Origin of the sequence: Candidatus Hepatoplasma crinochetorum Av (assembly GCF_000582535.1) — a bacterium.
In the GTDB taxonomy this organism is placed as follows: domain Bacteria; phylum Bacillota_I; class Bacilli_A; order Mycoplasmatales; family Hepatoplasmataceae; genus Hepatoplasma; species Hepatoplasma crinochetorum.
Map to the genome: position 1 here is coordinate 210,756 of NZ_CP006932.1, position 23,674 is coordinate 234,429.

Annotated in this window: 24 protein-coding genes; 20 read left to right on the forward strand and 4 right to left on the reverse strand. The window is 22.6% G+C overall.

What is annotated here, in order from left to right:
• The first annotated feature begins 10 nt into the window (after positions 1–10).
• From X271_RS01035 to X271_RS01095, 13 genes are all read left to right on the forward strand, one after another.
• Complete coding sequence (locus X271_RS01035; RefSeq protein WP_025208616.1) at positions 11–553, forward strand: RsmD family RNA methyltransferase; 543 nt, start codon at positions 11–13, stop codon at positions 551–553.
• Between the two features lie 9 nt (positions 554–562).
• Positions 563–1,087, forward strand: coding sequence for an adenylyltransferase/cytidyltransferase family protein (locus X271_RS01040; protein WP_025208617.1), 525 nt, complete (start codon positions 563–565; stop codon positions 1,085–1,087).
• Positions 1,066–1,632, forward strand: coding sequence for a guanylate kinase (gene gmk / locus X271_RS01045; protein WP_025208618.1), 567 nt, complete (start codon positions 1,066–1,068; stop codon positions 1,630–1,632). The genes X271_RS01040 and gmk overlap by 22 nt, the downstream gene beginning before the upstream one ends.
• 3 nt (positions 1,633–1,635) lie before the next feature.
• Positions 1,636–2,367: a PP2C family protein-serine/threonine phosphatase gene (locus X271_RS01050; protein ID WP_025208619.1), complete on the forward strand. Its 732-nt coding sequence runs from the start codon at positions 1,636–1,638 to the stop codon at positions 2,365–2,367.
• Positions 2,357–3,364: a serine/threonine-protein kinase gene (locus tag X271_RS01055; protein WP_025208620.1), complete on the forward strand. Its 1,008-nt coding sequence runs from the start codon at positions 2,357–2,359 to the stop codon at positions 3,362–3,364. Before X271_RS01050 ends, X271_RS01055 begins: the two co-directional genes overlap by 11 nt.
• A gap of 81 nt (positions 3,365–3,445) precedes the next feature.
• Positions 3,446–4,588 (forward strand): hypothetical protein, encoded by a 1,143-nt coding sequence (locus X271_RS01060; protein ID WP_128824166.1) that lies wholly within the window; start codon positions 3,446–3,448, stop codon positions 4,586–4,588.
• A gap of 139 nt (positions 4,589–4,727) precedes the next feature.
• Complete coding sequence (locus tag X271_RS01065) at positions 4,728–7,649, forward strand: RCC1 domain-containing protein (protein WP_025208622.1); 2,922 nt, start codon at positions 4,728–4,730, stop codon at positions 7,647–7,649.
• 72 nt (positions 7,650–7,721) lie between these two features.
• On the forward strand, positions 7,722–7,907 hold the full coding sequence (gene rpmF, locus X271_RS01070) for a 50S ribosomal protein L32 (RefSeq protein WP_025208623.1): 186 nt from the start codon (positions 7,722–7,724) through the stop codon (positions 7,905–7,907).
• Entirely contained in the window at positions 7,907–8,308 is a 402-nt protein-coding gene (locus X271_RS03105; RefSeq protein WP_025208624.1) for a transcription antitermination factor NusB, read from the forward strand. The genes rpmF and X271_RS03105 overlap by 1 nt, the downstream gene beginning before the upstream one ends.
• A gap of 72 nt (positions 8,309–8,380) precedes the next feature.
• On the forward strand, positions 8,381–9,283 hold the full coding sequence (gene rsmH / locus X271_RS01080) for a 16S rRNA (cytosine(1402)-N(4))-methyltransferase RsmH (protein ID WP_025208625.1): 903 nt from the start codon (positions 8,381–8,383) through the stop codon (positions 9,281–9,283).
• A 130-nt stretch (positions 9,284–9,413) separates the two neighbouring features.
• Positions 9,414–10,604: a cell division protein FtsZ gene (gene ftsZ, locus X271_RS01085; protein WP_025208626.1), complete on the forward strand. Its 1,191-nt coding sequence runs from the start codon at positions 9,414–9,416 to the stop codon at positions 10,602–10,604.
• 21 nt (positions 10,605–10,625) lie between these two features.
• The gene (locus X271_RS03110) at positions 10,626–10,970 is read left to right on the forward strand and encodes a cell division protein SepF (protein WP_025208627.1); all 345 of its coding nucleotides are present in this window, start codon (positions 10,626–10,628) and stop codon (positions 10,968–10,970) included.
• 107 nt (positions 10,971–11,077) lie between these two features.
• On the forward strand, positions 11,078–12,784 hold the full coding sequence (locus tag X271_RS01095; protein WP_025208628.1) for a DUF262 domain-containing protein: 1,707 nt from the start codon (positions 11,078–11,080) through the stop codon (positions 12,782–12,784).
• Positions 12,785–12,903: 119 nt separating this feature from the next.
• On the opposite strand, the gene X271_RS01100 is transcribed toward X271_RS01095, so the two are convergent.
• A complete protein-coding gene (locus X271_RS01100; protein ID WP_025208629.1) occupies positions 12,904–13,425 on the reverse strand; it encodes a hypothetical protein in 522 nt (173 codons plus the stop codon).
• Positions 13,426–13,583: 158 nt separating this feature from the next.
• Here X271_RS01100 and X271_RS01105 point away from each other — a divergent pair, with 158 nt between their 5' ends.
• Complete coding sequence (locus X271_RS01105) at positions 13,584–14,597, forward strand: hypothetical protein (protein WP_025208630.1); 1,014 nt, start codon at positions 13,584–13,586, stop codon at positions 14,595–14,597.
• Between the two features lie 38 nt (positions 14,598–14,635).
• Here X271_RS01105 and X271_RS03115 read toward each other — a convergent pair whose 3' ends face one another.
• On the reverse strand, positions 14,636–15,985 hold the full coding sequence (locus X271_RS03115; RefSeq protein WP_128571625.1) for an SDR family NAD(P)-dependent oxidoreductase: 1,350 nt from the start codon (positions 15,983–15,985) through the stop codon (positions 14,636–14,638).
• 10 nt (positions 15,986–15,995) lie between these two features.
• Complete coding sequence (locus X271_RS01115) at positions 15,996–16,751, reverse strand: SDR family NAD(P)-dependent oxidoreductase (protein WP_025208632.1); 756 nt, start codon at positions 16,749–16,751, stop codon at positions 15,996–15,998.
• A 232-nt stretch (positions 16,752–16,983) separates the two neighbouring features.
• Between X271_RS01115 and arcA the strand changes: the two genes are divergently transcribed.
• The 6 genes from arcA to X271_RS03275 all read left to right on the forward strand — a co-directional run bounded on the left by arcA (position 16,984) and on the right by X271_RS03275 (position 22,552).
• A complete protein-coding gene (gene arcA / locus X271_RS01120; protein WP_038462236.1) occupies positions 16,984–18,195 on the forward strand; it encodes an arginine deiminase in 1,212 nt (403 codons plus the stop codon).
• 22 nt (positions 18,196–18,217) lie between these two features.
• Positions 18,218–19,210 carry an ornithine carbamoyltransferase gene (gene argF, locus X271_RS01125; RefSeq protein ID WP_025208634.1) on the forward strand — a complete coding sequence of 331 codons (993 nt, stop codon included), beginning with the start codon at positions 18,218–18,220 and terminating at the stop codon, positions 19,208–19,210.
• A 66-nt stretch (positions 19,211–19,276) separates the two neighbouring features.
• Positions 19,277–20,884: a YfcC family protein gene (locus tag X271_RS01130; RefSeq protein ID WP_025208636.1), complete on the forward strand. Its 1,608-nt coding sequence runs from the start codon at positions 19,277–19,279 to the stop codon at positions 20,882–20,884.
• A gap of 35 nt (positions 20,885–20,919) precedes the next feature.
• The gene (gene arcC / locus X271_RS01135) at positions 20,920–21,861 is read left to right on the forward strand and encodes a carbamate kinase (RefSeq protein ID WP_025208637.1); all 942 of its coding nucleotides are present in this window, start codon (positions 20,920–20,922) and stop codon (positions 21,859–21,861) included.
• A 252-nt stretch (positions 21,862–22,113) separates the two neighbouring features.
• On the forward strand, positions 22,114–22,245 hold the full coding sequence (locus X271_RS03345) for a hypothetical protein (RefSeq protein ID WP_268744803.1): 132 nt from the start codon (positions 22,114–22,116) through the stop codon (positions 22,243–22,245).
• Positions 22,246–22,387: 142 nt separating this feature from the next.
• Positions 22,388–22,552, forward strand: coding sequence for a hypothetical protein (locus X271_RS03275; protein ID WP_158380600.1), 165 nt, complete (start codon positions 22,388–22,390; stop codon positions 22,550–22,552).
• Positions 22,553–22,637: 85 nt separating this feature from the next.
• Here the strand turns inward: X271_RS03275 and X271_RS01140 are convergent, their stop codons facing one another.
• Positions 22,638–23,402, reverse strand: coding sequence for an SDR family NAD(P)-dependent oxidoreductase (locus X271_RS01140; protein ID WP_025208639.1), 765 nt, complete (start codon positions 23,400–23,402; stop codon positions 22,638–22,640).
• Between the last annotated feature and the right edge of the window lie 272 nt (positions 23,403–23,674).

Here is a 23,674-nt window from a genome sequence, read left to right on the forward strand (position 1 = left end):
ATATATTTATATGAAAATTAATTTTGGAAAATATCGTAGTAAAAATTTAATAGTAGGAAAAAATCAAAAAATGCGGCCAACACAAGCGATTGCAAAAAAGATTATTTTTAATTTAATAAAAATTAAAAATGAAGATTTAGTTTTGGATCTTTTTGCTGGAACAGGTGCATTAGGATTTGAATCATTATCATTAGGTGCTAAAAAAGTGATTTGAATTGATAATAATTTAAAATCTTATCAAGCAATTAAAAATAACATTTTTAATTTAAAATTAGATCAAAAAAATTATCAAGTTTTTCATACAGATTTTCGTAGGGCTCTTAAAAAAATTCCTTATAAACCAACAATTATTTTTTTGGATCCTCCATTTATTTCTGAAAAATATTATGATATTAGTTTAAAGTTAATTTTTGAAAATGATTTATTATCTAAGGATGGGATTATAATTTTAGAAAAACCTATTGATTACAAAATTGATAATCTTAAATTGTATAATATATTTATTAATAAAAAATTAGGAGTTAATAAAGAAATTATTTTTATAAAAAAATAAATTAATTATATGAAAAAAGAAAATACTGATATTCAAAATCAAGAAATCGCAATTTTTCCTGCATCTTTTAATCCAATTCATAATGGTCATATTGAACTTATTGAAATTTCAGCAGAAATTTATAAAACATTATATGTGTTTGTTGCAAATAATGAAAGTAAAAATTATTCTGTTGATCTTGAAGAAAGATATAAAATTGTAAAAAAAGCAATTTCATCATTGAATAAGGATAATATTATAGTTGTGAAACAAAGTAATTTACAAACAACGGGATTATTTACAAAATTAAATAAAATTAATGTTGTAATAAGAGGAAGCAGAGAAGTAAAATTATCATCTTATGAATCAATTCTAGCTGATAAATATTTGGAAGATAATAGTCAATTAAAATTTCATTTTTTTAGTTTTGAAGATGAAAAAACTTCTTCTACTAAAATAAGAGAATTAATTTCAAATAATCAATCAATTAGTGAATTTGTCCCTAAAATTGTTGAAAAAGATATAATAAAACTATGAAAAAACGCGGAAAAATAATTGTTTTTACTGGACCTAGTGGTGTTGGAAAAGAAACTGTTAAAAAATTATTTATTAATGATAAAAGGTTTAATCTTCGTTATTCAATTTCAGCAACATCTCGCCCAAAAAGAAAAGGTGAATTAAATGGTAAAAATTATCATTTTTTAACAAAAGAGAAATTTGAAAAATGAATTAAGAAAAATAAATTTTTAGAATGAGTTATATTTTCAAATAATTATTATGGTACTCCTGATCATTTTTTAAACAAATATTTAAAAAAAGGTGAGAATGTTTTATTAGAAATAGAACTTATTGGCGCAAAAAAAGTGATAAAAAAATATCCAGATGCTGTTACAATTTTCTTATTGCCTCCAAAAATTAGTGATTTAGAAAAGCGTTTGTCTTTAAGAAAAACTGAAAATGAGGAAGAAATTAGAAAAAGAATCGAAATTGCAAAAGCAGAAATTAAAGAAAAAGATTTATTTAAATATAGAGTTGTAAATAAAGAACCTAAAGAAAGTGCAAAAGAAATAATTGAAATTTTAAAAAAGGAACTTTTATAAATAATGAAATTTAATTTTGCTGGAAGTACAATTAAGGGAGTCAGGGTTGAAAACCAAGACAACTTTACTGTATTTTGAGCAAAAAATAAGAGTTATATAGTTGCAGCAATTGCAGATGGAATGGGAGGATATAAAGGGGGAAAATTAGCATCAGAAGTAGTAATAAATTTTATTGAAAAAGATTTTGAAAATTTAGATTTAAAAGAAAAGAATGATAATGAAATTTTTAATCTAATGATTAGAGAAATCAGATTAGTTCAATTGAAATTAATTGATCTTACAAAAAAAGAAAACGCCCCACTAGAAATGGGGACAACAATAAATTTTAATTTAATATATAAAAATAAGATATATACTTTAAATATTGGTGATACAAGAGCCACTCATTATTATAATAAGAAGTTAATTGATATTTCTGAAGATCATAATTTAGCTACGCTAGCTAAAAAAGATAGTAATTTTCGAAAATATCGAAAATATACAAATTTTTTAACTTCTGCACTTGGTCCTAAAAAAGAATCAAGATTAGATATTTTTATTACAAAATTACAAAAAAAAGGAATTCTTATTCTTGCATCAGATGGAATTCATAATTTTGTAAAAAAACAAGAATTGAAGAAAATTTTAAAATTAAGAAATCCTGTTGCAAAAAAAGTTGAAAAGATCATTAAGAAAGCAAAAAAAAGTTATTCGAATGATAATATGACTTGCGTCTTGGTGGAATATGGAATTTAAGACAAATATAGTTATTAATGATAAATATAAAATTGTTTCTGAAATTGGACGTGGTGCTTCTGCTGTAGTTTATTTGGGTTATGATTTATTTAGTGAAAAAAATGTAGCTTTAAAAATTCAAAATCAAAAAGATGAATTTTCAAATATGGATAAAAGATTTAAATTAGAAGCAAACGCACTTTTAAATTTAAATCATAAAAATATTGTAAGTACTTATGATTATTTTATTTGAAATAATCGTAGAGTAATTGTAATGGAATATTTAGATGGAAAAACTTTGGAAAGATATATTAAAGAAAAAAAATACCTTTCATCTGAGGAAGTTGCTTCTTTTGCTCTTGAAATTTTAAAAGCATTAGATTATGTTCATCAAAATGGAATTATGCATCGTGATCTTAAACCAGCAAATATTACAATAACAATTGATAATAAATTAAAATTAATGGATTTTGGAATTATCCAAACATCAATTAATCAAGAATTAACAAGAGAAGCAAGTATAATCGGAACAATTCAATATCTTGCTCCAGAAATATTTAAAGGAGAAAAATCTTCACCACCTTCAGAAATGTTTTCAATTGGTGTTTTACTTTATAGAATGTCAACTGGTGTCTTACCTTTTAAAGGTACAAGTCATGAAGATACAGCAAAAAAAATATTAAATGATGAACCATTACCACCGACTAAAATAAATCCTAATTTAGATTCTGGACTTGAAAAAATTATCTTAAAATTATTAGAAAAAGATTATTATAATCGCTATCAAACAGCACAAGAAACAATTAAAGCAATTAATGATTATTTGCACAAAAGTAAAAATATTCTTAAATTTAGGACAATTGCACAAGAAAAAAATAAAATAAATCCGGAACAAAAATTACAATCAAAATCAAAGAAAAAAGCAAAGAAAATTAAACTATTAAATTATTTGCTTTTTTTTATTACAATTATTATTGTTTTAATAATTGCTTTATTACTAGTTTTTATTATTAATTAAAAGGAGATTAAAATGTATTGATTTAAAAGAGTACTTTGAGCCTTTTTCTTATTTTTTTGATTATTTATCTGTTGATTAATAGTGTTTTTCTTTTTAAAACCACAAGATAATAGTTTTATTTATGATTTTTTAAATAAATATAATCCAATAGAATATATTCCAGAAAATTCTCAACAACATCCAGGAATAAATTATCAAATTCAATTTGATCAAAAAGTAGAAAAACCGATTGGCTGAAGTGAATTTACTTCAGGAAATCCATCAGAAATTGAAGATTATGTAGAAAAAAATGTAACTTATGATTCTTCTGTTAATAATATTAATGTTTCAAATTTAGGTAATTATTCTGCTGATATTTATTTTTCAAGTGATCCAACAACATGAGAAGATCCAAATATTGATAACCCTTATGGAAACGGGCGATCTTATGAAGTTGTCGGAATTCAAATATCTTATCTTGTTGGTGTATTAAATGTTGTTGATTTAGTAAAAGGAGGGGATTTTGAATTTAATCCAATTTGAGATAGTAATGATCTTATTAATCCAGATGATCCAAATTACGATCCTTTAAATACTCCGCTTACTATTAGAAAAGATGATCCAAGTACATGAACTTTGGAATATCATTTAAATGATATTTCTACTGATCATAGAAATCCATTAGAAAACATTATATTTTATAGTTTTTGAATTAATGTTATTTATGAAGATACAGAAAGCAATCAATTATTTATGTCTACTGATTTTTCAGGAATGGATCGCGGATTTGTTGCAAATGATCATCAAGAATATAATCAAAATGTAAAAATACAATGAAAAAGGGATAATGGAACTTTTGCTACTGATTATTATAATGGAGACCCAACTGATACTAGAGGACTTTTATATCCAGAATATGATGAAGTTTATTTTCAATATCAAGATCAAACAGAAAATCCTGTTGATGATATTTCAACTTTAGATTCAATAGTTATACAAATTCTTAATGTTAATTTATTATCGGTTGCTTATGATAATAATTTACCTGATTGAATAAATGATCACTATGATCAAATTATTTCAAATTTAAATGATACTTTATCTTGAGTCGCTTATGTTGTAATTTGTTTTCTTATTACATTTATAATGGCTTTAATTGCTTTAATCTTTTTATTTATTAGTTCCTCTTATAAAAGTAGCGATTCCTATATTGAAAAGAAAAATAATAAGCAAAATAAAGAATAATTTAAATTATATTTCTTAAATTAACATTTTTATTGATTTTATAATCAATAAAAAATAAAGCATTTTGAAATTATGAAACAATTATAAAGATTAAAAATGTATAATTTACTTAATTTTATTTAATTTTATTTAATTTGTTATGAAAAAATTTTCAATTTTATTTCTTATTCCTATTTTGTTATTAGGTATAAAAACTCCTAAATTAAAGGAATTAAATGATATAGAAATAAGTCAAAATGATACTATTATTAGTTTATCTTTGAATTCTTATCATAGTGGAATTACCGTTAATACTAATAATGATGGTTACGCCGATACTCTTTATATGTGAGGAGATAATTCTTTTGGTCAACTTGGTGATGGAACAACAGAAGATTCTTTAGTTCCAATAAAAATAATTCCTCAAGGACAAGCTGATTGAAGCGGTAATTTAATTGATTTATCTTTAGGAGATTCTCATTCAGGAGTAACAGTTGATACTGATTTAGATGGTTATGCTGATACACTTTATATTTGAGGATCAGATAAATTTGGTCAAATTGGAAATGGATCAATTAGCAATAATATTTTAATTCCAATAAAAATAACTCCTCAAGGACAAACTGATTGAAGCGGTAATTTAATTGATTTATCTTTAGGAGATTATAATTCAGGAGTAACAGTTGATACTGATTTAGATGGTTATGCTGATACACTTTATATGTGAGGGTTAAATAATAGCGGTCAAATTGGAAATGGATCAAGTGGAAATAATATTTCAATTCCAACAAAAATAACACCTCAAGGACAAACTGATTGAGGTGGTAATTTAATTGATTTATCCTTAGGATACAATCATACAGGAGTAACGGTTGATACTGATTTAGATGGATTTGGTGATACTCTTTATATGTGAGGAGATAATACATATGGTCAAATTGGAAATGGATCAAATGGCAATAATATTTTAATTCCAACAAAAATAGCACCACAAGGACAAACTGATTGAGGTGGTTATTTAATTGATTTATCTTTAGGAAATACTAATACTGGAATTTTAATTGATAGTGATTTTGATCAAAATGCCGATACTCTTTATATATGAGGAGATAATCTATATGGTCAAATTGGTGATGGAACAACAAAAGATTCTTTAGTTCCAAAAAAAATAACACCTCAAGGACAAACTGATTGAGGTGGTAACTTAATTGATTTAGCTTTAGGCCCATCAACTCGAAGTGCAGGAGTTTTAGTTGATGTAAATAATGATCAAAATGCCGATACTCTTTATATGTGAGGAGATAATTCTTCTGGTCAACTCGGAGATGGAACAACAAAAGTTTCTTCAATTCCAAAAAAAATAACACCTCAAGGACAAACTGATTGAAGTGGTAATTTAATTGATTTATCTTTAGGATCATCTCATTCGGGTGTAATAGTTGATATTGATTTCGATGGTTATGCGGATACACTATATATGTGAGGATATAATGCTTTTGGTCAACTTGGAGATGGAACAACAATAAGTGAAAGTTATCCAAAATTAATTATTTCATCTTCTCCGTTTTTTATCAAAAATTTAGATTTTTTTAGTTATAACAACAAAATTGAATTTAATCTTGAAATAGATGATTATCAAAATATTATAAATGAAGCCCCAGAAGTAATATTAACTGATCAAAATGATATTCAATATCAAACAACTTTTATTGCTGATAAATCAAATATTGATAATGATCAATACTATTATCAAGTTAATAATACTTTATATGGCGATAGTTATAACTTTACAGAAATTTTAATAAATGATAACAGTTTTAACATTGAGCAAAATCAAATATTAACTGATTATTTAATTTCTAATTATAGTTTTATTTCCTCTACCGAAGAAGAAGCAATTTTATCACTAGATTTAAGTCAAAATAGTGATAATTTTAATCTTGATAATTACACAAATGAACAAAAGCAAATAAATGTTAATTATACAAATCTTGATAATAATATTAATAATTCACAGCAATTTATTTTAGATCAAACAAATCAAATAAAATTAATAAATCTAAATGCAGAAACAAATTATCAAATAGATTCAATTCAATATTTTTATGAAGATGGAAATTATAAATATACAATTGATCAAGAAGCGATGCAATTTCAAACAATTCCTGCAAATCCTATTATTTTAGCAGATTCAATTTTAATTATAGAAAATTCAATTACAGCGAATTCTTTTCAATATACAATTGAAATTAATAATTTAAAAATAAATGAAACAAAAGATAATTTTACACAATATGATATAAATAATGGTATTTGATTAATTGATGAAAATGGCGAAAGTTATAATTCTTCTTTTATTGATGCAAAATTAATTACAAATGGAGAAATTAATGGAACACAGAATTATCAATTAACTTTTTTGCAAGAAAATTTAATTAGTGGTCAAACTTATAATTTTACTGGAATTGGTTTTAATGATCCAAATGGATCAAATCCTGATACGGTAAATTTTTCAAATTTAATTATAGTTGAGACGACTTTAGTAAATAAAGCCTTTGTTGATAATTCATTTTTAATAGATCAAAATTCAATTACAACAAATTCTTTTCAATATACAATTGAAATTGATAATTTAATATTAAGTAATGACTTAGAAGAAGAACCTATTTTTTCAAATTTTGATTTAAATGGAATTCTTTATTTAAAAGATCAAAATAATAATATTTATTCTTCTTATTATATTTCGAATAGTGCTTTAAATCTTGGAATAGGAGAAGAAGAAGGAACATTTAAATATCAATTTAGATTTGAAGTTAATAATTTAGAACCTAATACTAATTATAATTTTATTAGTTTAAGCTTTACAGATAATTTTGATGATACATCTCTAGATATTTCAGAAAATGGTCAAATTATAACTGATAGTAATGCTTCCGCTAAGATAATTATTTATACAATAATTATTATCTTAATATTAATTATATTGTTAACTATAATTTTATTATTTATTGATTTAAAAATGAAAAATAAAACAAAAAGAATGGCTGAAGCATTAGATAATCCTGATAATTATAATAATTAGAAAATTAATAATGTATAATTTGTTGGATATTTTTAGTTTTATTTAATATTTATTAAGTATAAAGGAGAAATTATGGCAATTCCATTTAGAAGAACATCTAAAACAAGAAAAGCAAAACGTCGGACACATCAAAAAGCAAAAATGCCAACAACTATTCAATGTCCAAATTGTGGAGCAACAATTAAACCACATACTGTTTGCAAAGTTTGCGGTTATTATGACAATAAAAAAATTATTGATGTAAAAGAAAAAAATTAATGAATTCAGAATTAAATAATTGTTCAATTCGTGATAAAAAAATTTATTTTTTTTATAAACAATTTCTTTTTGAAAATAAAAAAAAAGAAATGATAGAAGATCTTTATCAAAATTTTTCTGAATATAATTTTTCAGAAAAAGCAGAGCAAGAAATTTTTAAAATAATTGAAAATTTTCAAGAGATTGAAAATAAAGTAATAAAAGCACTACCAGATGATTGAAGATGAACAAGAATTAATAATTTAGAAAAAGCAATTTTATTTTATTCAATTGCAGAAATGTTTATTTTTAATCAAAAAAAAGCAATAGCAATTGATAATGCAATTGAATTTGCAAAAAAATATTGTGATGTTAAAACATATCGTTTAATAAATTTGATTTTAGATAAAATAGAAATTTAAAAATATCTAAAGAATTATCTTTAGATATTTTTTTTATATATATAATAATTTTGTATATTATAGGTTAAAAAAATGATAAATCACGAACCAGTTTTATTAAAAGAAACAATTCAAAAACTAAAAATTAAAGAAGATGGAATTTATGTAGATGCTACCTTAGGATTAGGTGGACATAGTGAAGCTATCTTAAAAAAAATTAAAAAAGGAAAATTAATTGCAATAGATCAAGATTTAGATGCTTTAAATTTTTCAAAAAATAAATTAAAAGGATATAAAAATATTATTTTTATTCATGGAAATTTTCGAGATTTAAAAGATTATTTAATTAAATTAAAAATCGAAAAAATTGATGGAATTATTTATGATTTAGGAACAAGTTATTATCAACTCACCGATATAGGAAGAGGATTTAGTTATAAAGCAAAAGATATTTTATTGGATATGCGAATGGATCAAAAAAATCAAAAGCTAACAGCTTCAATAATTTTAAATACTTATCCTGAAGAAAAGTTACTTTATATTTTTAAAAGATATGCAGAAGAAAAATTAGCAAAAAAATTAGTTGAGGAAATAATAAATTATCGTAAAGATACTAAAATACTTTTTAATCATCAATTAAACGAAATTATTGCAAAAGTTAAGATTTATAATAAAAAGAAGAATCGTTTTAAAAATATTTATCAAGGGTTAAGGATAGAAGTTAATAACGAAATTGATGCAATTGAAAAGTCTTTATTACAAGCTGCTGATATTTTAAATAAAAATGGGAGAATAATAGTAATTACATTTCATTCATTAGAAGATCGGATTGTAAAAGATATTTTTTTTAAATTTAAAGATTTAAAAGAAGAAACAGAATATCAAATTATCAAAAATTTTCGAACATTAAAAACAATTTATCCTTCAAAAGGAGAGATTGAAAAAAATAATTCATCAAGATCTTCAAGAATGAGAGTATTAGAAAAAATAAGATAATGAAAAAAAATAAATTTTATTTTAATAAAATTTAAAAAAATAAAAAATATAAAAAAATCAATTAGATATTATAATTATATTTAATATTTATTGTAATATTTATTATGTAAAGGAAATTTATAATATTTATATGAATTTTAAAACAACTGAATTTGATAAATTCACAGCGGATGAGGATCGTGGTGCTCGAATAAAAATATTTGGTATTGGTGGTGGAGGATCTAATGCTGTAAACAAAATGATTGAAGCAAAAATTACAGGATTAGATTTTTATGTTGCAAATACTGATGTTCAAGCCTTAAATGATTCAAAAGTAAAATCAGAAAATAGGATAGCTCTTGGGAAAAATTTAACAAAAGGATTAGGAGCAGGAGCGAATCCGGATATTGGAACAAAAGCAGCACAAGAATCAATAGAAGATTTAAAAGAAATTATTAAAGATACAGATTTAATTTTTATTGCAGCAGGAATGGGAGGAGGAACAGGAACAGGAGCAGCTCCAATTATTGCTAAAGCTGCAAAAGATTTAGGATGCCTTGTTGTTGGAATAGTAACTACTCCATTTGATTTTGAAGGGAAAGCACGTTCACTTAATGCAAAAATTGGTTTAAAAGCATTAAAAGATAATGTTGATTCTATTATTGTTGTTTCCAATAATCGTTTACTTGCTGAATTAGGAGATTTTTCAATTACTGATGCTTTTAAATTTTCTGATGCCACTTTAAAAAATGCTGTTCGTACAATTACTGATTTAATAAATAAACATTCACTTATTAACTTAGATTTTGCAGATGTAAAAGCAGTACTTGCAAATCAAGGTCTTTCTTTAATTGGAACAGGTAAAGCATCGGGAGAAGATGGAGCTGTAGAAGCAGCAATTAATGCAATTCAATCACCAATTTTAGAATCTTCAATTGAAGGAGCTAAAAATGCAATTGTAAATGTACTTGGTTCACCAACTTCACTTACTTTAAAACAAGCTCAAGAAGCTGTACAAACAATTAAAGAGGCAGCAAATTCAAATGTGGATGTTATTTTTGGTGTTACAATAAATGAAGATATGGGTGAAGAAATAGTTGTTTCAGTAATAGCAACAGGATTATCGCAAATTAAGGATTTTGATTTTGATAATATTACAATAAATCCAACAATTCAAAAAGATAATTTTGAAGATTCCGATTTAGAGACATTCAAACAAGCAATTACGCAAGAAATGAATTTACGCGGAAAGAAAACAAAAAATCAAAAAACTGTTGATCCACAATTAACAAAGGAGGAAACAGATATTTTCTCAGGTCTATCTCTTTTAGATGATGAGTAAATAATTGGATAATTTAAATTTATGGGTAAAAATTCTTTAAATCAGCAACAAACAATTGAGTTGAATCGTATGTTACTTATGAAAAGTAATAGAATTGAAAAAAAAGTTTACAAAAGAGCAGAGCTTGTAAGGATAAATCCGAAATCTTTTCGTGATGCAAAACAAATTGCAAAGGAATTAAAAAATTATAATGCAGTAATTGTTGATCTAGAAAGCACAACAGATAAAGATGCAACAAGAATAATGGATTTTATTTCAGGCGTTTTATTTGCAATGGGAGGAAAACATAAAAAAATTTCTGAACGTAGTTTTTTTCTTGCTCCAATTCCAGATCTTACAGAAAAATTTTCAAACAATTTAGAGTAATAATATAAAACAAAAAAGAAGGAGTTTATCCTTCTTTTTTGTTTTATATTATTTTGTTATAATTCAATAAATTTTTAAAATAATATCATAAGAAGGTAAATTAAATAATGTATGCGAGAAATTTATGTATAAAAGAATATTTTGAAATCAATTTTTTTGATATTCCTCATTTTCAAAGAAGTTATGTTTGAAAAAAAGGAGAAATTGATGAAATTTATGATGATTTTTATATTTTTTGATTAAATAATAATGTCAAAGAGAATTCTAATATTTTTCTTGGAAGTATTTTTATATTTAAAGAAAGTAATTGGAATACAATAATAGATGGTCAACAAAGAACAATTTTTTTATATATTTTATTAACATGTTTTAAAAAAAATATTGATAATTGAAAAAAATCAGGAAATAATATAGAATCAATTTTAGAAAATTGTTCTGAAGATCAAAAAATTATGTTTAAGGATATATTGGATTGATTTGAAAAAAGATTTATGTTTTTAGAAATAAAATATCATAATAATAAATTAATTTGAAATTCTGAAAAAGAATCATTTATAATTGAAAATAAAAAATTTATTCAAATGAATAATCATTTTAAATATTTAATGAAAAAAATTCAAAATGATAATAAAATGAAAGAAATAAGAAATATAATTTCAATATCAAATTTTATTTTAAAAAAAATAAACATAACTTTAAATTCAATTGATAATAATGATTCTATAAATGATATTTTTGAGTCAATTAATTCAAAAGGAAAAAAATTAACTACTTTAGATTTAATAAGAAATGATTTTTATAAAAAAAATAAAAATTTATTAAAGGAATTAGATTATATAATTGAAGAAAAAAAAATTATACAAAATAATATTGAAATTATTTTAAATGTTTTTATTTGTACAAAAAGAAAAAAATTTTTTCCTAATAATTTAGTTTATAGAGAATTAAAAAAAATTTTTAATAATAATGAAGATAAAATAGAGAATTTGTTAGAAATAATTTCTTTTTACAATAAATATTTTTCAGAAAAAATAAATAGTAAAAATTATTTTCAAAAGTGAATTTTTTTTATTGCTGAAAAATTTAATTTAAAACAATTTAAGAAAATATTTTTATTGTATATTTGAGAAAATAGAAGTTTAAAATATGATGATGAATTTTTAAAAAAAATTTTATTAAGTATTATTTATTTTATAAATTTAAAAAATAACAGAGCAAATGAAATAGAAAGATTAATGATTAGTAATAAAAATCAATTTATAAATAATATTTTAATTAATAATGAATTTGAATTATCTAAATTAAATTTTTGATTTAAAGATAATTATAATAATTTCATTGATCTTAATGAATTTAAAGAAGATATAAAAATGATTTATTTATTTTATTTTTTGAATATAAAGGAAATTGATAATGCAGAACATTGATGAAATATAATTCATAAAAATATAGAGCATGTTAAATCTAAATCAATATGTAAAGAAAAGAATATTAATTGATGTGAAAACATTGGTAATATAATTTTTTATGATTCTAAGAAAAATAAAATAGCAAGTGATTTGGATTATATAGAAAAATTAAATAGATTTTATAATGATCCAAATGGTAGAATGAGTATTAATTATAATGGTAAAAATGGAGATCCTGTTTATATAATGTACAATTATATTACAGAATTAAAAGGAAAGATTTGAGATTTTAATACAATTAAAAATAGAAATTTTGATATATTAAATAATATAAAAGAAAAATTTCTAGAAAATTTTTCAAATTCAAATTTAAGAATAAGTAAATTTAATTATTTAGATAGATAACCAATATGCTAGTTTAATTTTATATTAAAATTATCTTGTTAAGTGCATTTAAAATTATTATATTCAATTTATATAATTGGGTTGTGTTTTTCGCAAATTATTTATATCAAATATTTTTATTAATTTTCTATGATAATTTTAAAAAGCTTAAATTTATTTACTGTAATTGGTTCTTCTCAATTTAGATAACAAATATTATTATTTAAATTTATCTTTATCAAATTTTCTCTTTCTTTTGATGATATTTGATAAAGAACAATCTTGTAATTACTTGTTGTATTAGGATTACTTACATAATAAGGTCTTATTTTATTTTCTGAATTTTTATATTTGTAATCTAAAATTTTATTATCATTTAGATAAATTATTTCTTTTTCTTTTATTTTTAAACTAGCATTTATATACTTTTTAAATTTTCTTTTAAGATTACTGAAATATTTTGTATCGTTTTGATCTATTAAGAAATTATTGTAATTTTCTAAATATTGATTTTTAATATTAATTCTTTTATATTCAATAAATTTATAATATTTATCTGTTCAATTTTTAAATTTATTGAATATATTATTGTTTACTGAGGATGTAATAAAAATATAAAATTTAAGATTTGAGAGATTTACTTTATTATTTTTTTCTTTCATTTTAATAATAAATCTTAAATCTTATATATTATTTTAAATTTCAATTTAAAAAACATATTTAATCTCCCTATCTAATTAAATTATATTATTTTTAAATTATTTAATTTAATTAAAAAAATTAATATTATAATTAATTTAAAGAAGATATTAAAAATAAAATGATAGATTGTAATTTAATTGAAGAATTGATAATTAAAGAGAATTTATATTTAGCATTGAATAATTACTATGATTTTAGAAGTAAGTTTTCTTTTAGAAATTTTATATTAAATTTGGATTCAGCTTATTTGTTTTTTTTTACATATTTTTTGGAAAAAAATAAAATTCCTTATAAAAAAGAAAATCAAAAAAATAAAGATAAAACAAAAGAGGTGGAACAAATATATAATGATTTTAATCATTATATATTTGAAAATAAATTATTCGAACTTCCAAAAAATTTTAAAAAAAATTATGAAACTTTAAGAATTTGAAGAAATATTTTTTATCATAACCCTTTTCCTGATTCAAAAAATAAATATTATGAATTTAATTTAAAATATTACACAGAAAAAAATTGGGATAAAAATATTAAAAAACTTTTTTTGAATTTTACAAATATAATAATTTCAAATTATATTTATTTTTATGAAAAGATTTTTAATAAAAAGATAGATGTAATTTATCCCTTTTATAAAGATTTTTCTTTTTCTGATAATTTTTCTGAAAAAATGCAAAAAGTATTTTTAAAAATTCCAAAATTAAAAGAAATTGATAATTTTTATAATGAAAATTTATTTTTCATTAATAAAATAAATCCTAATGATTATTATGGGTCAGAAAAATTATTGAAAAATATTTTAGATGATTTTATATATTTAAAATATAGAAAGTCTTACTTAAATAAAAAAAATGAAGCAACAGGATCAGAAGCTTATAAAATTTATTATTGTTTAAATATTCATAATGATTTTTATACTAATATTAATAATAGGAAATGAATTCAAAAATATCATTTTCCTCAAAATAAATTACATGGAATCAATTTAAAAGCTTATCATAAAGATTTAATTCCCTATATAAAATATATAGTAGATAATTTTGATAAATTTGAAATAAGAAAAAGATGAATTAATAAAAAACCATTTTTATTATCAGAAATAAAAAAGTGAAATATTGAAAAATATAGATAAAAAAAAGAGAACTAAAAGTTCTCTTTTTTAAAATATTACTATTTTATTAATTCTGGATTTGTATCTCTTGAATCAATATTTGTATAATAATCATTTGATAATTTTAATTTATTATGATTATCAATTATTCCTAAAATATTATTACTTTTATAAAGAATATATGTATCTTCTGCTAATTCTTCTGCTGATTTTCTTTCTCAACTTTTATAATTATTTATTCAGTCTTTTGGAAGATTAGATTTTTTAGATGCTCTTTCTGCAAATTCTGTGCTTGTTCCTGCAGGAGCCATTACTTTTACTTTTATTTTTTTATTTAATTTTTGAAGTTCTTTTGCTACATTTTCTGTTCACGCACTTACAAATACTTTTGTACTACAATATGTAATTGCAGTAGGAAGAATTTTATATCCGCCTACTGAAGATACATTTATTAATTGAGCATCTTTATCCAAATTATCTTTTATAAACATCATTGAAAGTAATGTAAGAGCTTTAATATTTAAATCTAACATTTTTTCAGTTTTATCAATGTTAGCTTCTCATACTAAATTTTGATCACCAAATCCGGCATTATTTATAAAAATTTCTATTTGATATTTTTTTACATCTTGATAAAATTTTTTTATTTGATCTGAATTTGATAAATCTATTGTAAATACAATAACATCAATTTTATATTTACTTTCTAATTGATTTTTAATTTCATTTAATAAATTTGTTCTTCTTGCTGCAATTATAAGATTATGTCCTTCTCTTGCAAATTTTTCAGCAAGTGCTTTTCCGATTCCTGAACTTGCACCTGTAATTAATGTATATTTCATATTTATTATCTTTCTGCACCATATTATATTATTTTTCACTGAATTAGATTCAAGAATTATTTTAAATAATTTAAATTTATTTACTGTAATTGGTTCTTCTGAATTTAAATAACATATATGATTATTTATTTCAATTTTTTTTAAACTCGGTCTTTCTTTTGAAGAAATTTGATAAATTACAACTTTATGATTATTTTTTGTATTCGGATCATTTATAAAATATGGTCTATTTTTATTCTCTGAGTCTTTATATTTATAATCTAAAATTTTATTATCATTTAAATAAATTACTTCTTTATTTTTTACTTTTAAATTAGCATTTACATATTTCTTAAATTTTTTCTTAAGATTACTAAAATATTTTGTATCATTTTCATCTATTAAAAAATTATCATATTTTTCAAAATACTTATCTTTACAATCAATCCTTTGATATTCGATAAAATTTTGATATTTATTCGTTCAATTTTTAAATTGTTCTAAAACATTAATTCCTACTTTTTCTGAAATAAAAATTTTAAATTTTATTTCTAGCAAATTAAATTTATCAAAATTTTTTTCTTTCATTTCATTTTAATTAAACTCAACGAATATCATAATAACCATCATTCATTTTTAATTCATTATTTTTAATTATTCCAAGAATATTATCACTTTTATATAATTTGTAAGTTTCCTCTGCTAATTCTTGTGCTGATTTTTTATTTACTCTATTTTTATATTCTTCAATTTGTTTTTGATTATATTTTGTTTTTGTTAAGGCTCGATCGTTAAATTCACTTTCGGTTGCTCCGGGGGCTAAAATTTTTACTTTAATTTTTTTATTTAATTTTCTTAATTGTTTTGCAACGCTTTCTGTTCATGATGATACAAAAACTTTTGAAGCTGAATAACTTATTGCTTTTGAAAAAATACTATAACCAGCAACAGAAGATACATTTATTAATTGAACATCATTATCTAAATTATCTTTAATAAACATTATTGAAAGTGTTGTTAATGATTTAATATTTAGATCAATCATTTTTTCAATTTTTTTAATATCTGAATCTCAAGGTAAATTTACATCTCCAAATCCAGCATTATTTATAAAAATTTCAATTTGATATTTTTTTACATTTTTATAAAAATTTTGTATTTCATTAGAATTAGATAAATCGACAGTAAATACAATAACATCAATTTTATATTTACTTTCTAATTGATTTTTAATTTCATTTAATAAATTTGTTCTTCTTGCTGCAATTATAAGGTTATGTCCCTCTTTTGCAAATTTTTCAGCAAGTGCTTTTCCGATTCCTGAACTTGCTCCTGTAATTAATGTATATTTCATTTTTATCTCCTTTCTAAACAAATTATATTATTTTTTAAATGATTATTTAAATTTTCAATATATGTATCTTTCTTTATTTTAATTCATATTATTTTCTAAAAAAAAGATATATTTTCTTAAAAAATAAAAAGAATATAATTATTTTGAAAAGTGAAAATAAAATAAGCTTTTTTTAGGGGATTTTTAATTTTTATGTATTAAAAATTAATAATTAAATAAAGGGATAAAAATTATGATTAATATAAATTCAGAGTATAAAAAACTTAAAAAAGTTCTTTTGCATAGACCTGGTTGAGAAACAGAAAATTTAACACCAAGTACTTACGAACGTTTACTTTTTGATGATTCTTATTATTTAAAAGAGGCACAAAGAGAACATGATGAATTTGCTAAATTACTTAAAAGTAAAGGCGTGGAAGTTTTTTATTTGGAAAATTTAATTGCTGAAACAATTTCAATTTCAAAAGATATTAAAGAAAATTTTTTAAAAGAATTTATTATAGAGGGAGAGGTTTCACATCATTCACATCTTTATATAAGAGTAAAAAAATATCTTGATTCTTTCAAAAATAATAATGAACTTATTTTAAAATTGATGGCAGGAATTAGATTTAGTGAACTCCCAAATGTTGGAGGGAAAAAATCTCTGAGAGAATTAGAAAGTCAGAGCGATGTTTTTGTTCTTGATCCACTTCCAAATTTAATTTTTACAAGAGATCCATTTGCTTCACTTGGAAATGGGGTAACAATTCATAAAATGACTTTTAAAACAAGACGAAGAGAAACAAAGTTTGCTGAGTATATTTTTAAATATCATCCAGATTACAAAAATACACCTTTATATTACAATAGGAATCGATCAACAAGTATTGAAGGTGGAGATATAATGATTCTTTCTAAAACAGATATTGCTGTTGGAATATCACAACGAACAAATCCTGATTCACTTGAAAAATTAGCACATAATCTATTTGAAGATAAGAAATCTAAAGTTTTAAGAATTTGAGGAATATCAATTCCAAAAGGGAGATCTTGAATGCATTTAGATACAGTATTTACACAAATTGATATTAATAAATTTGCAATTTTTTCAAATTATAAATTTGAAATCTTTCAGATAGCAAAAACAGGAAGCGATTTTAAAATAACTTCGGAAAAAATGTCAATTGATCAGTTGATGTCTAAAATTTTTAATATTAAAAAAGTTACACTTATTCATTGTGGAGGGCAAGATCCAATTCATTCTGAACGTGAACAATGAAATGATGGATCAAATGTTCTTGCAATTGCTCCTAATGAAGTTATTGCTTATGATCGAAACCATGTAACAAATGATTTAATGCGAAAACATGGAGTTATTGTTCATGAAATTCCATCATATGAACTTTCAAGAGGACGCGGGGGACCAAGATGTATGTCTATGCCTCTTGAAAGAGAAGATTAATTATTTATAAAAAGGAACAAAGATGACAATTAATTTAAAAAATAGATCAATACTTACAGTTGCTGATCTAACAACAGAGGAAGTTAAATATTTATTAAATCTTTCTCAAGATTTAAAAAAAGCAAAAAAATCAGGAAAAGAAACTTCAGAATACAAAAAAAGCAATAAAAATATTGCAGTTATTATGCAAAAAACATCAACTCGAACAAGATCGGCATTTGAAGTTGCGGCAATGAATTTAGGAATTGGAACAACTTATATTTCTGGATCAGATTCACAAATGGGAATTAAAGAATCGATGGAAGATACTGCAAAAGTTATGGGAAGATTTTATGATGGAATTGCTTTTCGTGGATTTAAGCATCAAGATGTCGAAATTCTAGCAAAAAATGCTGGAGTTCCTGTGTGAAATGCTCTTACAGATAAATGACATCCAACACAAATGTTTGCTGATTATCTTACAGTACTTGAAAATTTTAAAACAACCAAAGTTAAATTTGTTTTTTTTGGTGATGCTAAAAATAATATGGGAAACTCACTTGTTGTAATGTCTGCTCATATGGGAGCTCATTTTGTTGGCTGTGCACCAAAAACATATTGACCTTCTGATGAAGTTATCAAAAAAGCAAATGAAATTGCAAAAAAAACAGGAGCAAAAATTGAGTTTACAGAAGATCCAATGATTGCTTCCAAAGATGCTGATGTTCTTTATACAGATATTTGAGTATCAATGGGTGAACCAGATGAAGTTTGAAAAAAAAGAATTCATGATTTAAAACCTTATCAAATTAATAAAAAATTAATGAATAATGCAAAAAAAACAGCAATTTTTATGCATTGTTTACCATCATATCATGATTTAAATACAGATATTGCAAAAGAAATTAGCAAAAAATTTGGACTTAAAGAATTTGAAGTTACTGATGAAGTATTTAGATCAAATCAATCAAAAGTATTTGATGAAGCTGAAAATAGAATGCATACAATAAAAGCAATTATTGCTGCTACTATTTAGTTTTTATATTTTTTAACTTAAAAAAATATAGTTAAATATAAATAAAAAAAGAGGTGAAAATTTATTATGTCGGAAGAGACAGAAATTAAGCCGCTAAAATCTAAAACTGATAATTCAGTTGATGATAGTGGTAAAAAAAAGCGCAAATTTAAAATGCCTTCTGCTTTAATTATAATTTTAGGAATTATTGTTATTGTTACAATTCTTACTTGAGGATTTCAAGGGCAAAGTTATAATTATTATGATCAAAATGGTAATCCTGTTGCTTCTACAGTTACTGCGGTTGGTTTATTTTCAATTCCTGTTTATATAATTGAAGGATTTGCAAATGCTGCAGGAATTATATTTTATTTATTTGTTTTAGGTTGATTTTTAGATGTAGTAATTGGAAGTGGAGCGATGGAAAGTGGGATTAAATCGCTTATTTCTGGATTACATGGAAAAGAAATTATTTTAGTTCCTATAATGTTTTTCTTATTTGCTTTGGGAGGAACAACTTATGGTATGCAAGAAGAAACGTTAGCTTTTTATTTAATTATAATTCCAATGTTTTTACTTGCTGGATTTGATACAGTAACAGGACTTTTAGTAATTCTTTTAGGAACAACAACAGGATTTGCTTCATCTGTAATAAATCCTTTTTCTATTGGTGTTGCGGTAGATTCTATCAATAATGTAAATATAATTATTGATGGCCAAACTATCAATATTACAATGGGTGATGGAATGATTGCAAGATTAATTATGTTTATTATTCTTACTACTGTAGGTTGTATATTTATGACATTATATGCAATGAGAATAAAAGCAAAACCAGAAAAATCATTAACATATAAAACACATAATAATGATGTTGAATGAGCAAAAGAAACTTTTAAAACTTCAACGGCAGAAAATAAGAAAATGAATGGACGACAAAAATGAATTCTTTCAATTTTTGGAATTACATTTTTAATTATGTTTTTAGGAATGTTTCCTTGATATACATTTTTTAATGATGGAATTCCAAGAAATAATATTGATAATGATGGTTGAAATTCATGATTAATTGGGGGAATGAGTACATTTGGAGCTTGAGATTTTCCTGAATTAATTTTATTATTTACTGCTTCTACCATTGTGATTTCTTTAATTGCAAAAATGCGAGGTAGTCAAATAATGGAATCCTTTTGAAGAGGATCAAAAGATATGCTAAGTGTAGCAATTATTATTGCGGTTGCTCGAGCAATTCCTGGAATTTTAGCTGCCTCTGGATTAGATTATTATATTGCTCAAGGAATTGGGGGAGCAATAAGTAATGTAGGAGCATGAGGATGATCATATACAATGTTTATTGTCTTTTTTATCTTTGGATTATTAATTCCTTCTACATCAGGATTAGCAGCAGCAACAATGGGAACATTTTCAATAATAGCATCACAAATTGCATCTTTTAATACAAGTCCAGAACAATTTACACAAATATTAATTGTAACTACTTGTGTTTATGCATTAGCAGTTGGAATGATTAATATGTTTATTCCTACACAAGCTGTTGTTATGCTTTCTTGTGAAAAGGCAAGAGTTCCTTATGGAACGGCTTTAAAACCAATTGGAATTTATCTTGGAATACAATTAGTAGTAACGCTTGCAATAATAATTCCATTATTACAGATTGTTGCAAATAATTACTAATATAAAAAGAAAGAATTAATATTAATAAATATATTATGAAAAATAAACGCATAGTCCTTGCTTTAGGTGGTAATGCTTTAGGTGATACTCCAAAAGAACAACAAGAAGCAGTAAAAAAAACAGCAATTTCTATTGTTGATTTAATTGAAAAAGGATATCAAATTTTAATAGGACATGGAAATGGACCTCAAGTTGGGATGATTTCTTTAGCTTTTGATGAAGCTTCAAAAATTAATAAAAAGATACCAAAATTAGATTTAGTTCTTGCAGGAGCAATGTCTCAAGGTTATATAGGAATTCATTTAAAAAATGCAATTGATAATGAACTTTTAAAAAGAAAAATTAATAAAAATGTTTATGCATTAATTTCACAAGCAATAGTTGATCATAATGATCCAGCTTTTAAAAATCCAACAAAACCAATTGGAGGATTTTATTCAAAAGAAGAATCAAAAGAATTAGCAAAAAATACTACATGAAAATTTATAGAAGATGCTGGAAGAGGCTATCGAAGAGTTGTTCCTTCTCCTAAACCAATTACATTAATGGAAAAAGATTTAATTAATAAAGGATTAGATGCTGGTTTTATTTTAATTGCTGGAGGTGGAGGTGCTATTGCAACTTATAAAGAAAATGATAAATATAATATGATTGATGCAGTAATAGATAAAGATTATACTGCAGAAATAATGGCTGAAATGATTGATGCTGATTTATTTATAATAGTAACTGCAGTAGATGGAATTTATTTAGATTATAATACACCAAACCAAAGAATTCTTTCTAATCCAAAAATAAAGGATTTAAAAAAACTTCTTGATCAAAAAATATTTCCTTCTGGTTCTATGGAACCTAAAGTTGAAACAGCAGTAAAATTTGCTTCTTCCAAAAAAAGCAGAAAATCAATTATTACTTCGCTTGCAAAATTAAAAGAATCTTTAGAAGGAAATAAATATGGGACACATATTGAAAACTAATATTTAATTAATTTTTTATATTATTTTATAGATTAAATATTCTAAAATAATTATTAAATCTAAATTTAATAATTATTTTTTTTATTTAAAGTATATGAGATTAATTTAAAGATAAAACCAATATATAATTATCTTAATAAAAGGAAATAGAATAATGAATCAAAATAAAATTGAAAAAATTATTATATTAATTATTTTGAAAATACAAAAGATGAGAATATTTCTAAATGAATAAAAAAACATTTAAATTCATTGAAAGATTTAAATTTTGAGTTAAATAAATTTAAAGAAGAAAATTTAAAATTAATAAGTAAATTAGATGATCAGATAAATAATAAATTTAATTTAAAAAAAGAAGAAAAAAAACTAAGTAAAATATATTAATTAATGATTTGAATAAATGAAAATTTAAATTTTATTTTTAATATCATATACAATTTATGAATTTATTGTTGATAATCAAATTGATTATTTTTCTGAAATTGAAGAAATTTTTTCAATTTTTATTTCTTTATCTATATTTATAATGATTTTATATTTTTCTTTATTTATTGAAAAAAACAAAAAACAACAAAAAATAAAAAAAGGTTCGGAAAAAAACAATCAAGAAAATAAAAGAATAATATTAGAATGAGATTTTTATAATACGAAGGGAAAAGAAATTATATTAAAAGATAATATTGAAAATTAAAAAGAATTAGATATAAATATGAAAAAAGAAAATAATTAATATAAATAAAAGGAGCAGAAAATTAATTCTGCTCCTTTTATTTATATTACATTCAAATTTTACGTAAACGTTTTCTTAAAATGAATTTTTTAAATACAGGATGAACAATTCCAACTGTTTTTTTTGAATTATATAATTTTCAAGTATATTCAGCTAGTTTCTGTGGGTCTTTTCCTTTACTATTAAAAATTTCAATTAGTGTTTTTTTATTTTCTTTTTCAATATTTGCATTTAGTACTGCTACTTCTGCAAATTCTGTTTTTGTAATACTTGGAGCTAAAACTTTAACTTTTAATTTTGCTTTGCTTTTTTTAAGAATTTTTGTGATTATTTCACTATATACAGATACATAAAATTTAGTAGCTGAATAGATAGATTCTCTTCCTCAAGCCATATATCCTGCTACAGAAGAAACATTGATAATTTGTGATTCTTTTTCTAAATTATCTTTGATAAATAATGTTGTAAGGATTGTAAGGGCTTTTATATTTAAATCAATCATTTGTTCTGCCTTTTTAAGATCAGTATCTCATGGTTTTGCTTCATCACCAAAACCAGCATTATTTACCAAAAGATTAATATCATTTTGCTTGATTTGTTGATAGAATTTATAAACATTTTCTGAAATTGATAAATCATATACATAAACTAAAACTTTTATTTTATATTTATCTTCTAATTCTTTTTTTAAATTATCAAGTAATTCTTTTCTTCTTGCAACAATTATTAAATTATATTTCTCGCTTGCAAATTTTATTGCAATTTCTTTTCCAATTCCAGAACTTGCTCCTGTTATTACTACATATTTCATATTTTCGTTTTTCTTTCTTTTATTTAATTTTTAATAGTATTTTGAAAATACTATCATTGGTGTTAAAACATGATTATAAAGTTGACCTAATACTAATTGACTATTAGTATTAGAATCTCACACATAAACAATATCTCCTAATACATTATTATTTTAATCTAAAAGTAACATAGCATCATCATTTCCTACTTGTTTTTTAATAATATTATCATTTTAATCTTTTTCTTGTTATGTTATTTTTGTAATTGGAAAATTTAAAGTATTTGATTCTC